At 51.6% G+C, this 15652-nt stretch carries 15 protein-coding genes; 9 read left to right on the top strand and 6 right to left on the bottom strand.

From position 1 onward, the window contains the following. Positions 1-17 precede the first annotated feature (17 nt). The 5 genes from ACKU4E_RS08930 (at position 18) to ACKU4E_RS08910 (ending at position 4431) form a co-directional block, all read left to right on the top strand. Positions 18-764, top strand: a complete 747-nt coding sequence (locus ACKU4E_RS08930) for a YebC/PmpR family DNA-binding transcriptional regulator (RefSeq protein ID WP_320170723.1) — start codon at positions 18-20, stop codon at positions 762-764. Then, positions 765-1271 (top strand): crossover junction endodeoxyribonuclease RuvC, encoded by a 507-nt coding sequence (gene ruvC, locus ACKU4E_RS08925; RefSeq protein ID WP_320170722.1) that lies wholly within the window; start codon positions 765-767, stop codon positions 1269-1271. Next, a complete protein-coding gene (gene ruvA / locus ACKU4E_RS08920; RefSeq protein WP_320170721.1) occupies positions 1268-1882 on the top strand; it encodes a Holliday junction branch migration protein RuvA in 615 nt (204 codons plus the stop codon). Before ruvC ends, ruvA begins: the two co-directional genes overlap by 4 nt. Positions 1883-1899: 17 nt before the next feature. After that, positions 1900-2880 (top strand): Holliday junction branch migration DNA helicase RuvB, encoded by a 981-nt coding sequence (gene ruvB / locus ACKU4E_RS08915; RefSeq protein ID WP_320172627.1) that lies wholly within the window; start codon positions 1900-1902, stop codon positions 2878-2880. A gap of 84 nt (positions 2881-2964) precedes the next feature. Continuing rightward, positions 2965-4431, top strand: coding sequence for a sensor domain-containing diguanylate cyclase (locus ACKU4E_RS08910; RefSeq protein ID WP_320170720.1), 1467 nt, complete (start codon positions 2965-2967; stop codon positions 4429-4431). Between the two features lie 27 nt (positions 4432-4458). On the opposite strand, the gene ACKU4E_RS08905 is transcribed toward ACKU4E_RS08910, so the two are convergent. From ACKU4E_RS08905 to fdhD, 4 genes are all read right to left on the bottom strand, one after another. Next, a complete protein-coding gene (locus ACKU4E_RS08905) occupies positions 4459-5310 on the bottom strand; it encodes a transposase (protein WP_320170719.1) in 852 nt (283 codons plus the stop codon). A 44-nt stretch (positions 5311-5354) separates the two neighbouring features. Continuing rightward, entirely contained in the window at positions 5355-6347 is a 993-nt protein-coding gene (gene moaA, locus ACKU4E_RS08900; protein WP_320170718.1) for a GTP 3',8-cyclase MoaA, read from the bottom strand. 1 nt (position 6348) lies between these two features. Then, positions 6349-7296: a formate dehydrogenase accessory protein FdhE gene (locus ACKU4E_RS08895; protein ID WP_320170717.1), complete on the bottom strand. Its 948-nt coding sequence runs from the start codon at positions 7294-7296 to the stop codon at positions 6349-6351. A 480-nt stretch (positions 7297-7776) separates the two neighbouring features. Next, positions 7777-8565: a formate dehydrogenase accessory sulfurtransferase FdhD gene (gene fdhD, locus ACKU4E_RS08890; protein ID WP_320170716.1), complete on the bottom strand. Its 789-nt coding sequence runs from the start codon at positions 8563-8565 to the stop codon at positions 7777-7779. 252 nt (positions 8566-8817) lie between these two features. Between fdhD and ACKU4E_RS08885 the strand changes: the two genes are divergently transcribed. The 4 genes from ACKU4E_RS08885 to ACKU4E_RS08870 all read left to right on the top strand — a co-directional run bounded on the left by ACKU4E_RS08885 (position 8818) and on the right by ACKU4E_RS08870 (position 13853). Then, entirely contained in the window at positions 8818-9648 is an 831-nt protein-coding gene (locus ACKU4E_RS08885) for a substrate-binding domain-containing protein (protein WP_320170715.1), read from the top strand. A 104-nt stretch (positions 9649-9752) separates the two neighbouring features. Further along, complete coding sequence (locus tag ACKU4E_RS08880) at positions 9753-10448, top strand: ABC transporter permease (protein ID WP_320170714.1); 696 nt, start codon at positions 9753-9755, stop codon at positions 10446-10448. Continuing rightward, complete coding sequence (locus ACKU4E_RS08875) at positions 10448-11101, top strand: ABC transporter ATP-binding protein (protein WP_320170713.1); 654 nt, start codon at positions 10448-10450, stop codon at positions 11099-11101. Before ACKU4E_RS08880 ends, ACKU4E_RS08875 begins: the two co-directional genes overlap by 1 nt. Positions 11102-11387: 286 nt before the next feature. Then, a complete protein-coding gene (locus ACKU4E_RS08870) occupies positions 11388-13853 on the top strand; it encodes a glycogen/starch/alpha-glucan phosphorylase (RefSeq protein WP_320170712.1) in 2466 nt (821 codons plus the stop codon). Between the two features lie 86 nt (positions 13854-13939). Here the strand turns inward: ACKU4E_RS08870 and ACKU4E_RS08865 are convergent, their stop codons facing one another. Together ACKU4E_RS08865 and mnmE are read right to left on the bottom strand one after the other, a co-directional pair. Next, on the bottom strand, positions 13940-14194 hold the full coding sequence (locus tag ACKU4E_RS08865) for a hypothetical protein (RefSeq protein WP_320170711.1): 255 nt from the start codon (positions 14192-14194) through the stop codon (positions 13940-13942). A gap of 2 nt (positions 14195-14196) precedes the next feature. Further along, a complete protein-coding gene (gene mnmE, locus ACKU4E_RS08860; protein ID WP_320170710.1) occupies positions 14197-15582 on the bottom strand; it encodes a tRNA uridine-5-carboxymethylaminomethyl(34) synthesis GTPase MnmE in 1386 nt (461 codons plus the stop codon). Between the last annotated feature and the right edge of the window lie 70 nt (positions 15583-15652).

Below are 15652 nucleotides of genomic sequence, written 5' to 3'. Positions count from 1 at the left end.
ATTTTCAGGAGGAATAAATGGCCGGACACAGTAAATGGGCTAACATACAGCACAGGAAAGGAAGACAGGACGCCAAACGGGGCAAGATTTTCACCAAGATGGCAAAAGACATCATCATCGCCGCCAAAGGCGGCGGAGACCCCGCAATGAACGCCACACTGCGTCTCGCCGTTGCCAAGGCCAAGGCCGTGAACATGCCCAACGACAAGATTGATACCGCCATCAAAAAAGGAACCGGCGAACTGGCCGGCGGCGATATCAGCGAAGTCATGTACGAAGGTTATGGACCGGGCGGTGTGGCTGTGCTCATCGAAGGCGCAACCGACAACAAGAACCGCACCGTTGCCGAAGTAAGGCATATTCTCGGCAAGGGCGGCGGTTCCATGGGTGAAGCGGGCTGCGTTGCCTGGATGTTCGACAAAAAGGGCGTGATGTCCTTTGACTCCGAAAAATTCACCGAAGACCAGCTTCTTGAGATCGGCCTTGAGGCCGGAGCGGAAGACGTTATCGCCGAAGAAGGCTCCCTTGAGGTTCATTGCGCACCGGAAGATTTTTCGGCCGTGCAGAAGGCTTTTGAGGAAGCAGAGTGCGCAGCAGAGTCGTCCGAACTCTCTTTTGTACCTAAAAACCTTATTGAAGTGGACGTCCCCACCGCCAAGAAGCTCATGGCTCTCATGGAAAAACTGGAAGACAACGATGATGTGCAGAACGTGTACCTCAACGCCGATTTTCCCGATGAGCTTATGGCTGAACTGGAAGATTAAATGGGAGATTCCGGCATAGTAATCATAGGCATAGACCCCGGAACCCGCGTTACCGGTTATGGTATTGTTCGCGAAGTTTCAGGGCAGGTAGTCCTGATGGATGCCGGAACCATCCGTACAAATACAAAGAAGCCCATGTGTGCCCGGCTCGGGCAGATATATTCACGTATATCCGGGCTTATATCCGAGTATTCACCGGACGAGGCGGCAATCGAGAACGCTTTTGTCGCCTCCAACCCGGCTTCCGCCCTTAAGCTCGGGCAGGCCCGCGGGGCGGCAATGGCCGCCTGTGCAGTTTCCGGACTCGTTGTCTCCGGATACGAGCCCACCAAGGTGAAGCAGAATCTGGTGGGGACCGGGCGGGCCGACAAGTCGCAGGTCGCTTTCATGGTCGAGCGTATTCTGGGGGTGAAGAACACCGGATGGGCAAACGACACCACAGATGCTCTGGCCATTGCAGTCTGCCACCTCAATGAAAGAAGATTTGCAAGGATGGCCGGGAAATGATCGCCTACATTCACGGAAAACTGCTTGAAGCCACGGACAAATCCTGCATCATACTTACTCCCGGAGGGGTGGGGTATGAACTTTTTCTGACCATTTCCGCCCTTTCCACTCTTCCGGAATCCGGTTCTGACATGACTTTTTATGTCCACTCGGTCATTCGCGAGGATGCCTTTGATCTTTACGGTTTTCCCTGCTTTGATGATCGGGAAGTCTTCCGCACCCTCATTTCCATTGACCGCCTCGGTCCCAAGAAGGCCTTGTCCATTCTATCCCAGTTCAACCCGAAGGAACTGCAGGACATTGTTTTTCGCGAGGACGTCAAGACCCTGTCTGTCGTTCCCGGCATAGGCCCCAAGTCGGCCAGACAGATTCTGTGGTCGCTCAAGGACAAGATGGAAAATCTGAAATCGGCAACCATACGCAGTGGTGCATGCCCGGTGGACGGTGATCGCAGTGAATTTCTCGATGCCCTTTCCGGCCTGCGCAATCTGGGGTATGCCGATGACGAAGTGCGTGAATTCCTCAAGGATATTTTTGAGGAAGAACCGGATCTTGATGCCGGGGGAGCCATACGGGTTGCTCTTAAGAAAATTTCACAGGCTAAAATGTAATCAGGCAGTAAATGGACATGACTGACAACTCCGCATCCGACGATCACATCAGGCCGCAACGGCTGACCGATTTCATAGGTCAGGACGATCTGCGCAGCAATCTGGATGTTTTCATACAGGCTGCCAGAGGACGCGGTTCTGCCATGGATCACGCCCTTTTTTACGGCAATCCCGGTCTGGGCAAGACCACCCTGGCTCGGATTATAGCTTCGGAATTGGGAGTAAACCTAGTCTCTACCTCCGGTCCTGTTCTGGAACGCAGCGGAGACCTTGCCGCCATACTGACCAACCTTTCCCGGAACGACATACTTTTTATCGATGAAATACACAGGGTTCCGGCCGCAGTTGAGGAAGTCCTCTATCCGGCCATGGAAGACTTCAACATTGACCTGATCATCGGGCAGGGACCGGCGGCAAGAACCGTCAAGATCGACCTTGAGCCTTTCACGCTGGTGGGTGCCACCACCAGACTCGGCCTGCTTACCTCTCCTCTCAGGGACCGTTTCGGTTGTATTTTTCGTCTCGAATTCTATTCCCCCGAAGAACTGGCCCGTATTGTTATCCGGGCAGCCCGGATATTCAATCTGCAGGTGACTGAAGAGGGGGCGCTGATCATCGGCAGACGTTCCCGCGGAACTCCGAGAATCGCCAACCGCCTTTTGCGCCGGGTACGCGATTACGCCGTTGTCCACGGTGACGGGACTGTTTCCGCAGAACTTGCCGACATGGCCCTTGACCGGCTCGATGTCGACCCCCTCGGCCTGGACTACATGGACCGCAAGATTCTTTCCATTCTGATAGACCAGTTCGGCGGCGGTCCGGTGGGGGTAAAGACCATTGCCGTGGCCTGCTCCGAAGAAGTCCGTACCATTGAGGAAATCTACGAACCCTACCTGATTCAGTGCGGTTTCATGAAACGCACACCCCGCGGCAGGGTCGCCACGGCCAGAGCCTACCAGCACATGCAGAAACATACCGGTAGCGGGAGATTGTTTTAACGGGTATTCTCTGCGCATCGGCTATCTTTTACCTAATCGCCTGTTTGCGCCTTTTTTATGGCAACAGTATTCCGTGGAGGACAGATGTCAGTCAGGATTAAGCTGATCTTTTTTTTGACTCTGATTCTGGTGGGAGCTTTTATTTCCCTCAGCCTTTTCAACTACAATGTAACGCGCAAAAATGTCCGCAACGAGATAGTCAATTCCTCACTCCCTCTCACGCGTGATAACATCTATTCGGAAATTCAGGCAGGTTTGATGAGGCCCATTTTCGTTTCTTCTCTTATGGCCAATGACACCTTTCTCAAGGACTGGGCCGAAAACGGGGAGCACGGACTGGAAAAGATAGAACGTTACCTGACTGAAATTCAGAATAAATACGGATTCTTCAGTTCGTTTTTCGTCTCCGCGTCAACCGGTAGATATTACTATCCGGGCGGTGTTCTGAAAACAGTTTCCACGCAGGATGCCCACGATGTCTGGTATTACGATTTTGTCAAAAGCGGGGAAAAATATGCGCTTGATGTTGATTCCAATGAAGCCGCCAACAACATCCTGACCATTTTCATCAACCACAGACTGCTGGATGCGGATGGAAACCTGCTCGGAGTCACCGGAGTTGGCCTCAAGATGGATAACGTTTCTCAGCTTCTGGACAGATTTTCGAAAAAGTTCGGCAAGACCATCTTTCTGGTCGATACCAAGGGGCTTGTTCAGGCACATCATCAGGTTGAGATGATTGAAAAGGTAAACATAAGGGATATGCCCGGACTTGGCGAGATAGCCTCGCAGGTGCTCAATACTTCCGGTGACCCGAAGACATACGAATTCAAGGCCGGGGGAGATAAGTTATTTCTTACAGCGCGCTATATTCCGGAACTTGAATGGCTGCTTATTGTGGAGCAGAGCGAGAATGCCGCTTTGATCTCCGCAAAAAGCAACTTTGTCCGAACCCTGTTGATAGGTGCGGCAGCAACACTGCTTATAGTCCTCTTGAGCGTGCTGACTGTGAATCATTATCAGCTCAGGCTTGAACTGCAGGCTGAAACGGATGAACTTACCGGGCTGGCAAATCGGCGTGCCTTTGAAAAAAGAGTTGATTCGGCTTTTTCCGCATTTGCCAGAAACAGCAGACCCTTTGCCCTGATTCTTCTTGATCTGGACGGGTTCAAGCAGGTCAACGACATTTACGGTCATCTGGAAGGAGACGGTGTACTGAAGAAAATTGCCGAAATTGTTGCTCGTTCAGCCGGAGAATCTGATTTTTGCGCCCGCTGGGGGGGAGATGAATTTATCCTTCTGGCTGACGGAGATACGGACCGGGGAGTTGCGCTGGCGGAAAATATCCGTGAGGCAGTGGAACAGGCCGGAATCTGTAACGACTTGAACGGCGGTTCCAAAGGAAGGGATGTCTCGGTTACGGTAAGCAGCGGTGTTGCCGGTTATATGGTCGGAGATACATTGGATTCGCTCACCCGCAGGGCTGACCAGGCCATGTACGCATCCAAGAAGAGCGGTAAAAACAGGGTTGAACTTGGAAAACGCGAATAAAATCGTTTCGTTCCCAAGTGCTCTGCTTCAGTCCACGTCTGGAACTATTTTGCAGATATAGGTCACGAGCAGGTCGAAAAGATCCTTGTTTCGATTGTTGAACCTGAATTCAAGTTCCTTGAGGTAAAGCGGGAAGCGGTGCGGGGAGATTCCCTTGTAGCGCTTGAACCGTTCCCGCGCGAATTCCCAGAATTCACCATTTGAAGTCTCGATATAAGGGGTAACCCCCGGATATTTGCGGATGTAATCCAGAGGCAGTGTTTCATCTCCGCAAAGGATCAGGGCATCGTATTTCTGATACATGTCCGTGTGGATGATTGAGCCGTGCCGGACCAGTTTCAGATGAAAGTTGTGGTTGAAGTGGAATACTGATTCTGCGGTTATGTTCGGCATCAGATCGATGAAAACCCATCCGTTTTTTTCCATTATGCCGAATACCGGGATGGTTTCCGATGGAGTTCTGGCTGGGACACCGGTCAGTTTTTTACCTTTCAGGTGGGTGTGCAGCCCTGTTTCCGGCCCTAAAAGCTGTCTGGCGTCTATTGCCTGTGCGAGTATGGCGAAGCGCAGGGCCGTGATCGCCTTGTAGGTGGCGTTATATGAAAGTCCGAGTTCCTGTGAAATTGCGTGTGCGGTGTTGTCTCCGGCAAACATCAGGATCAGGCGTACCCATTCGCGGCACGAAAGCCCTCCGTTGTTTATCCATCTTCCGCTGAATTCCTGAAACGTGTATTTGCATGAAGAGCAGCGAAAACGATTGCCGCTAAGCCCGTACAGTTTATGTTCCCGGCAGCGGGGACAGAATAGTTTTCTGTCCCCGAAACATTTGTGAATAAGAAATTTCCGGGCTTCATCTTCCGATGAGGTTATCCGTTTCATCCGTTGCTCACTGTTCTCCATTGAGTGACCGGAATCCTTCTTTCTCAGCCGCCTATTGCGGACATCTGTGTTTCGCATACGCCCTCGCATCCCTTTCTTGATTCAAGCAGGTGATAGCCAAGCGGTTTGTCCCGCGTTGCCGCTGCAATGACTTTTCTGAGCATATCGTCACCAAGCTTCGGATTTCGCATTATTCCGCGCAGGTTGTATGTGTGGTCGGAAAAGAGGCAGGTGCGCAGGTGACCGTCGGAAGTTATGCGCAGTCTGTTGCAGGTTGCGCAGAAGTGGGAACTGACCGGGGATATGAGTCCGAGTCGTCCCTTCCCGCCTTCGATTGCATACATTCTGGCCGGGCCTCTGTTTTCCGAGGTCCGTTTGACCTGTATCAGGTTGGCGAATTTCGATGCCTGCCTGAGTATGTCATCCGCAGACCAGAATCTGCTGTCCGAGAGAGTTTCATCACCCATCGGCATGAACTCTATGAAGCGCAGGTCAAGGGGGTTGTTTCTGGCAAAATTGATGAAATCCCCAAGTTCCCGGTCATTGATGCCCTTCATTGCCACGGCGTTTATTTTGACCCTGATTCCGTGGGACAGGCATGCTTCGATGGTTGCAAGCACATCCTTCAGATGATCCCTTCCGGTGACTTCCTTAAATGTCTGGCGGTCAAGGGTATCAAGCGATATGTTCAGCCGCTTTACGCCCAGTCGTTTGAGGTCCGGCACCAGCGGTTCAATCATGGTGGCGTTGGTCGTTATGCGCAGGTCCATCTCCCCGTGACGGGCCATTATGTTGTCTATGAACCCCATGAAGCCTTTGCGGGCAAAAGGTTCGCCCCCGGTCAGACGCAGCTTGTTGATATTCATTCCGGCTGCAAGATCGATAAGCCGCAGCATCTCTTCATAGCGCAGAATATCGGGGTGCGGGATGTATTTGAAATCCTTGGTCACGCAGTACATGCAGCGCAGATTACACCTGTCGGTAACGCTTAAGCGCAGGTAGTTGACCCTGCGTCCCAGTTTATCCTGAAGTACCATCTTAGAACCCCCAGACCGAAAGGGTGCCTCTGTGGTAGCCCTCTTGAGCGGCCACGAAATCAAGAGGCAGTGACTCAAGATCGTCAAGGGCCGGGATGGAAATTTTGTCCAGTTCCCTGAAGTCGGCGGTTTTCATGTAGCTCTTGCAGCTTTCGCACACATCAACACGGTATCCGGGAGAATCCTCCACGGTAAAGAATTTCAGTTTTTCGGGATTGGATTCATCACAGTAGCCGCAGGCCAGTCTGCGCACACGGTATTCCGTATGGCAGAAGGAACAGTTGGCGTAACGGAACCCCTGCTTATGATGAAGAGTGTGCATAAAGGCCATGCTCCCGCAGACCGGACAGTGTGCATGAGGCCGTGCAGGCGGTACGTTTATTTCGAAATCAAGCTCGGCGTTGGGCTTTTCCTTTGGAGCGGAACTTTCATTGGCAGGCAGGTACTCGACAAGTTTGAGCGCTGCGGCCCTGATCGCCGGGGTCATGGCTGATTGGACCAGAAAGTTCAGTGTGCGCGGTGCTTCCGGAGTCTTCTGCGCCCAGGTCATGAAGAAATCTTCGTCAGATTCAAGGTAGGCCGTGAAAGCATCCTTGAGTTCAAGCTTCCCGGATTTGATATTGTCGCGGATCAGTGCGCAGGCCTCAAAGGATACTCCTTTGGACTCCAGCAGGATGTCGGTAAAGCGGTCGAATAGTTCACAGGCCTGTTTGTAATCATAAGGGAATTCATTTCTAGGCAGCAGCGGACGGCCCTGCAGATTCTCATTCGCCGGAGCAAGAGTATCCGGATCAGGGAGTTCCGGAGCTGATTTTTCCTGCGCTTCCAACTGGATTGCGGCAACTTTGGAAATAAGTTCAAGCAGATCGTTTGGCAGGAACGTCTTTTCCCTGAGGTCTGATATTTTCCTGTCGAGCCGCTTTCCGGCTGCCTCATAATCGTAACCCATATGTCTTCTCCTTGGAACTGCCCGGAATGGCGATATTTTTGGACGCGTTTGGCATTGCATTCCGGATAATATGCCGCTGGTATTTTCAGTGCATCAATTAGGTTGGTTTTTGCACTTAAACTTACGCATATGTCTTCTTGGCAGTTGCTGCATGCTAGTGTCAATTGCTGTCATTCTGACACAAAGCGGCTTGCGGAGGGCCACAGGTTGTTGAAAAAAATTTTTAATACCTGTATCACAATATGTTACAGAAATATGAAATATGTATCATTTTGACTCAGAGCAAACTCAATTAAAATACGGCCTGACTCTGTTGTCTTCAAAAAGTATTATAAAATAGCTGGTTATGCGTGATCGGCAGGAGTGTCAAAATATCCGTCCAATAAATTTGTCCAATAGGTATAAAATTTTATATTGGTTAATTTTGATAACAATTGTGCCCAAATGGGCATGATTTAGGCGCGGGGTCATTTATGCCTGTCACAGTCCGGAAATTCTTCCCTGGTCATTGTAAACCCAGAAGCCGGTATCGGAGATGTTTCCTATGAGGGTAATGCCTATTTTTCTGGCCAGATCAACTGAAAAGCTGGTGGCTACGGCTGTGGACGCAAGGACCGGCACACCTATGCGGACAGCCTTGAGCAGTATTTCAGAAGCCACCCGTCCTGTTGATACGATCATTTTTCCGTCGGTGGGTACGTTTTCCAGAAAACACTGACCGACGATCATGTCTATAGCGTTATGCCGCCCTATATCTTCCCGGAAATACAGCATTTCTTGAGGGGTGCACAGGGAAGAATTATGACATCCGCGCGTCTTTCCGTAGAGCGTGGAGCGGGCGTGCAACTCCTGGGCATGCCGGAGGATTTGCTCCGGTGTGACAGTCAGTTTGGACGTTATGGCGCGTTTTGATATTGTCGAGACATTGCGGCCGAAATTAGTCCCCTTACCGCAGCCGGAGGTAATGGAGTATTCAAGCACCCGGTCTTTCCAGGGATCATGGCTTACGGATACATCGGCAACAATGCGCTCCCTGCTTTCCGTGATTTTTATATCCGTAACCTGATCCAGTGAAGAGATGTAGGCATCTGATTTCAGAAAACCGATTGCCAGGTAATCAGGAAATTTTGCGGTTGTAAGGAGGGTTACCACCTCTCTTCCATTGAGATTTATGGTCAGGGGAATTTCCAGAATACTCCGGATTTCCTTATCCTTGAAGCCGTTCCCCGTATATTCTTTGACTGTGTATCCGTAGCTGTCTTTTATCATAGTCATATCCTCTGAAAATTTAGTATAAGGATAGACGCAAGCTGTGGTCTGCGCAAGCCGACCTTATCTCACCCGGATTCAGCACAGAGTCTGAATCAAGGGTCAGACCATACGTATTATTATGCTTTTGTTGACACGCTGGCCGCTATCTGTTTTATCTTTGTAGTAGATATGAAACCCTGCATACTGGGGATCATATATTTGGTGGATGTTTTTTTGGGATATTTATCAAACCATGTATTGGGAGGAATGATGAAAAAAATCAAATTGTTAGTTGTTTCTTTTGCTCTTCTTGCTCTTCTTGTTGCTCCAGGACTGGTCCGGGCTGAACAGGTGCTCATGATGGCTACCACCACCAGTACCGACAACACCGGCCTGCTTGATTACCTTGCCCCCAAGTTCAAGAAAGACACCGGCATTGAACTGCGCTGGACCGCGGTCGGTACCGGCAAGGCCCTTAAAATGGGTGAAAACTGCGATGTTGACGTGCTCATGGTACATGCTCCAGCAGCAGAACAGAAATACGTTGATTCCGGTGCTCTCAAGGATCGCCGTGAAGTCATGTACAACGACTTCATCATCATCGGACCGGAATCCGATCCTGCCGGTGTAAAAGGAATGGCTGTTATTCCGGCCATGAAGGGAATTGCCGCCAAGAAGGCTCCTTTCATCAGCCGTGGCGATAATTCCGGCACCAACAAGAAAGAGATTTCCCTCTGGAAAGTCGCCGGTATGGCTGTTCCCGACAAGGAAGAATGGTACATCCAGACCGGGCAGGGCATGATCAAAAGTATCGCTGTTGCTGAAGAACGTGGCGGTTATACCATGACTGACCGCGGGACCTACATCAAATACAGCGCTACCAAGAATGGTAATCCTGAACTTAAAGTTCTGGTGGAAGGCGACAAGACCCTGTTCAACCAGTACAGCGTACTGGCCGTCAATCCCGCAAAGTGCAAAAATGCCAAGTATGATCTGGCAACCAAGTTCTCCGAGTGGATGGCTACCCCCAAAACCCAGCAGGAAATCGCCGATTTCAAACTGCTTGGCAAAAAGCTCTTCACCCCCAACGCAAAGAAATAGTCTGTTTTCCCCGGAGACCCTGCGGTCTCCGGGGACCTGTAGCCGGCTGACCTGTACCGCCTTTCAAACTCTTTAACCGGCTGCCTGAACGCCAGGTAAAATGTATGGATTTTATTTTAAGCGGCCTCATGCATGCTTTTGCGCTTCTGTTCTCCGGTGATCCGGAAACCTATTCGGCCATAGGAACAACACTGAGCGTTTCAACTATTTCCATCCTGGCCAGTCTGGCAATAGGTGCTCCGCTTGGCTTCATGCTCGGATATCATGATTTTTACGGCAAGCGGACCATGCGCACGATGGTTGACAGCCTGCTGTCTTTTCCCACTGTAGTAATCGGGCTGCTTGTTTACGCTTTGCTTTCCCGCAAAGGTCCCATGGGTGAAATGGGACTTCTTTTCACCATTCCGGGGATTGCCATAGGCCAGACCCTGCTTGGACTTCCCGTGGTCGTGGCCATGATGGCTACCGCCGTTGAAAGTCTGGACCGGAGGCTCAAAAACACTCTTCTTACCTTGGGCGCAGCACACAATCAGGTTCTCCTTACCACTCTCTGGGAAGCACGATACAGTCTGCTCCTTGCCGCTGCCGCCGCTTACGGCCGCATTGTTTCCGAAATCGGAATATCCATGATGGTCGGGGGAAACATAAAATGGCATACCCGGACCATAACCACGGCCATAGCTCTTGAAACCGGCAAGGGAGAGTTTGCCATGGGCATAGCGCTTGGGCTTGTGTTGATGCTGATCGCATTTGCGGTCAATTTCATGATGGCCGGTATACGCAGGAGAGCAGGGCAGTGATGAATGACTTGTACCGGCTTTCCGGAATCAGGCAGCAGTATAACGACCGGACAGTGCTGGAACTGGAATCTTTTGTTGTCAAAGAGGGAAGCATCGTAGGACTTGCCGGTCATAACGGCTGCGGAAAAAGTACGCTGATGAGAATTCTGGCGTTTCTCGATACTCCGACCAGCGGTAATGTCTTTTATGACGGAGTAAAAGTAGAGGGTAATTACGCAGCGCTCAGGCGGGAAGTTACCATGCTTACCCAGGAGCCTTATCTGCTCAAGAGATCCGTATTCCGTAACGTGGCTTACGGTCTTGAACTGCGTGGAGCAGGTAAGTCTGAAATAGGAAAAGCGGTCGGCAGTTCCCTGCAGGCAGTCGGTCTCGATCCGGTGCGGTTCGGCAACCGGCAGTGGTTTGAACTATCCGGAGGGGAAGCCCAGAGAGTGGCTCTGGCCGCCCGTCTGGCCATTAATCCGCGCGTTCTGCTTCTGGACGAGCCCACGGCAAGTCTGGACCGTGAAAGCACGATGCTGATACATGACGCGGCTGTTTCCGCCAAGGAGAAGAACGGAACGACTCTTGTCATTGTCAGCCATGACCATTCATGGCTCAGAGATGTCTCGGACACCATATACAGGTTCGGGGGCGGACGTCTGAAAGATTGATGAATTCTGAAATATTTCGCATTGGAACGGCGGGCTTTTCGGCCTGCCGTTTTTTTATTTGATCTGGCTTTGGGGCGCACATCCTGCTATTGTCTCTTCAGCCTTTGTCGGTTCAAATACGGAATACGTGACTAGACTTCGGTTACCGATTTAAAACAGACGTAACGGCCGGATTTGGCAGTATAATCAGGGCGGCGGATAGACTGTATCCGGAGTAGTAATTGCCGGATGCCACACGGCAAATTGTTTAGAAAGCATGACGCAGGCAGATTCTCAAGGAGTAGGTATGAGCAGAAGTTCGTTTCAGATAAAAAAGAAGAATGATCGAGAAAGTCTGACCTCCGATATCAGAGATCATGTTGTCTATTCTCTGAGCAAGGAAATGTCCTGGGCCAATGAGCGGGATATGGGCAAGGCTCTTGCCCTTGCGCTCCGAGATCGTCTTGTTGAGCGTATGATGCTGACCCGTGACCGCTACAGGGATGCGGGTGCCAAGCGCATGTATTATTTTTCCATAGAGTACCTGCTTGGCCGCTGCCTCGGAAATTCTCTGTGCAACATGGAAATTCTCGACCTCTGTGAGGATATTTTCAAGGATATGGGATTCGACCTTGACGAGGTCCGCGCAAGCGAACGCGATCCCGCGCTCGGCAACGGGGGGCTGGGACGCCTTGCGGCCTGTTTTCTGGATTCCCTTGCTACACTCGATATGCCCGGATGCGGATACGGCATACACTACGAGTACGGGTTGTTCCGGCAGGCAATCCATAACGGGTACCAGAAGGAACTTGCCGATTACTGGATGATGGAAGGAATGCCCCTGCAGATTGCGAGGCCGGATCAGGCCGTGATCATTCCCCTTTACGGGCGGGTGGAAAATTCGGTCGGACCGGACGGGGAGTATCTGCCCATGTGGATGGATTGGGAGGATATTGTAGGCGTTCCCTACGATATCCCGATTGTCGGATACGGCGGAAAGACCGTTAACTATCTGCGCTTGTTCGCCGCCAAGGCCTCCAGAAATTTCGATATGGAGATATTCAACCACGGGGACTACATCCGTGCCGTACAGCGCAAGATTGAATCCGAGATGGTCTCCAAGGTGCTCTACCCCACGGAATCGGTCTCCTTCGGAAAGGAACTGCGACTTGTACAGGAGTATTTTCTGGTGGCCTGCGGTTTGAGGGATATCACCCGCAGATTTATGGTCCAGAACAGGAATTTTGACGAGTTTGCCGATTATGTTGCCATTCAGCTTAACGACACGCATCCGGCCCTGACCGTGGCCGAACTGATGCGCTTTCTGGTGGACGAAAAGCGCATTGAGTGGGATCGGGCCTGGGAAATTACGAAAGCGACCTGCGCCTACACAAACCATACCCTGCTGCCGGAGGCCCTTGAGCAATGGTCTGTATCCCTGCTGGAAAAGGTTCTGCCAAGGCATCTGCAGATCATTTACGAGATAAACAGCCGGTTTCTTGACCGGGTAAAGAATATTTATCCCGGCAATACGGATAAGTTGCGGCGTATGTCGCTTATCTGCGAAGAAGGAGACAAAAAGGTCCGCATGGCCAACCTTGCGGTCATCGGTTCACATTCGGTCAACGGAGTTTCCGAACTGCATTCCGAACTGGTCAAAACCAGACTGTTCCCGGATTTTTGCGAGCTTGATCCTGAAAAATTCAACAACAAGACCAACGGAGTCACCCCACGCCGCTGGCTCCTTAAGGCAAATCCGCAGCTGGCCGGTCTGCTGACCGATACCGTGGGCAAGGGATGGATTACCGACCTGTCGCAACTGAAAAAACTTGAAAATCATGCAGACAATGCCGATTTTCAGGCTCTTTTCATGGCTGCGAAGCGGGAGAATAAAATCAGCCTCGGCAACTACATACATTCGTCGTTAGGCATTCCCGCTTCCCCGGATTCAATTTTCGATATTCAGGCCAAGCGCATCCATGAATACAAGCGCCAACTCCTGAATGTGCTCCACATCATGCACATGTACCTGCAGATTGTGGACCATGGAATTGAGCCGCTTTGTCAGCGTACATTCATTTTCGCAGGTAAGGCCGCGCCCGGATACTGGGAGGCAAAGCAGATAATCAAGCTCATCCACAGTGTCGGCGAAGTGGTCAACAGTGATCCCAGAGTAAGGGGGCTCATACGGGTTGCTTTTCTTCCCGACTACCGTGTTTCACTGGCGGAAAAGATTATTCCGGCCTGTGATCTGAGCGAACAGATTTCCACTGCCGGGACCGAGGCGTCAGGAACCGGAAACATGAAGTTCGCCATGAACGGGGCCCTGACCATCGGCACCTTTGACGGCGCTAACATCGAGATGCTGGAAGAGGTAGGGGAGGATAATTTTTATCTGTTCGGATTACGCGAGGAACAGGTGGAGCAGTCGCTTTCAAGCGGATCGTACCGGCCGCATGATATCTACAGCAGTTCGAGCGAGATCAGGCAGGTGCTGGGCGCCCTGTTGGAGAATCGTTTTTCTCCCCGTGATCACGGGCTGTTCCGCTGGATTGTGGACAGGCTGCTGTGCGACAATGAAAAATATATGCACCTTGCAGATTTCATGTCCTATATCGAAGCGCAGGCAAGGGTGGACAGGGATTATGCCGATCCTTCACTCTGGGCGAGAAAAGCTATTTTGAACACCGCCCGGATGGGCAAATTCTCCACGGACCGGACCATGCTCGAATATGCCGCAGATATATGGGGCATCAAGCGGATTCCGTCTTAATTACAGAATATAATGTCCCCGGCAAGCCTGCCGGGGCATTAAAGCATTTTGCAAAATTACTCCGCAAAAGGTATTTAATACTTTACTCAATACTCCACGATGTTCAGCCTGTCTTCATCTTCGGGCCTGCGGCGGGTGAAGCGCAGTCTGTCACAGCCGAGGTCGTCGATTACTTCTATCTGCCAGTTGCCGCCGGTTCCGAATCCGTTGAGAATTTCTTCTCGTATACCAAGCCTGATCTGAAACTCGACAACCGGGTTTGAGCAGGTGTCCAGATGATTGACAATGATGGGCACAAGGCCGCAGGAGACCGCTTTGAGGTCTACAAATTTGCTTTCCATTTTTATTTCCCCACACAAAAATTATCGAAAATGGAGTTCAACACTTCCTGAGGAGTTATTTCTCCGGTGATTTCGGAAAGGGCGCTTGTGGCAGATTCCAGGCGCACGCCGAGCAGATCGTACGGAATCTGCATGTTTATATCTTCTACAAGGGCTTGAAGCTCAGCAAGTGCCTTCCTGAGGTTGGCGGCCTGGCGGGAGTTGGGGACCAGTTCATCCGGGTCCGGTTCTCCGGCGCCTTCCAGAATCCGCATACGGATCATGTCGGCCAGTTCGTCGATACCTTGTCCCTTTTTGGCAGAAATTTCAATTACATCGTACCCGGAGCTTTTCAGTACTTCAGCCGGAGCAGGGGATGCCTGTTCCAGATCACATTTATTTACTACAGCGATGCATTTGCCGCTTTCCGGAGAAAAGGCTCGGGACAGGTCTTCTGCGGAAAAAGGCTGTGATCCGTCAACAATAAGCAGTACAAGATCTGCCTGTTCTGCCAGGTCGCGGCCCATGTCCAGGCCTGCCTGCTCCACGGCATCATCGGTTTCACGCAGACCGGCTGTATCGGCAAGGCGTACTTGCAGACCGTCGAGGTTCAATGTTTCCTCAATGAAATCACGGGTTGTACCGGGGATGTCGGTTACAATGGCCCGGTTGCGGCCCAGCAGGGCATTCAGCAGGCTAGATTTCCCGGCGTTGACTTTTCCGGAGAGTACGGCCAGTGCTCCTTCCCTCCAGGCGCGAGTACGTTCCACTCCGGCCAGAAGTCTGGTGATTCTGGCTGCAGCTTCGCTTATTTCCTCTTTCATTTCATCAAGGGGAAGGCATTCCAGTTCATCTTCTGGAAAATCAACAGCCACGCAGAGCCGGGCACGCAGGGATTCAAGGTTCTTTCGAAGTTCTGCAATACGTTCACCCAGAACCCCGGAAAGTTTTACCTTGGCGAGTTGTGCCGCTCCCTTGGAGGGGGCATGAATCATTTCGGCCACTGCTTCAGCCTGAGTCAGGTCCATGCGACCATTGAGAAACGCCCGGAGAGTGAACTCGCCGGGGTTGGCCATTCTGGATCCGCGTGCAAGCACCTCATCCAGCACCGCACGCAAAATGGCCCTGCCGCCGTGGCAGTTGATCTCGATGGTGTCTTCTCCGGTGTAGGAGTTCGGTCCGGGCATGAATACGCACAGGACATCATCTATCTCAATACCGGAACTGTCGGCGATGCTGCCGTAGTGCATGGTGTAGGGCTTGAATCCGGAAAACTTTTTCCCCGACGGCCGGAAAATTTCGCAGGCAATGGAACGGGATATTTCCCCGCTGATGCGGATTATTCCCACTCCTCCGTCTCCAGGGGGAGTGGCAATGGCGGCTATTGTGCCAGTGGAAGTCAGCGCCATATGAGGGTCCTCTCAAAGTGAAGCACCCCGCAGACAAAGTCCACGGGGTGCTTTAAAGTCGTTATCAACC

Source organism: Maridesulfovibrio sp. (assembly GCF_963677005.1).
GTDB lineage: Bacteria > Desulfobacterota > Desulfovibrionia > Desulfovibrionales > Desulfovibrionaceae > Maridesulfovibrio.
The sequence above is the reverse complement of the archived record's forward strand: the minus strand, read 5'-3'. Positions and strand labels throughout refer to the sequence as shown.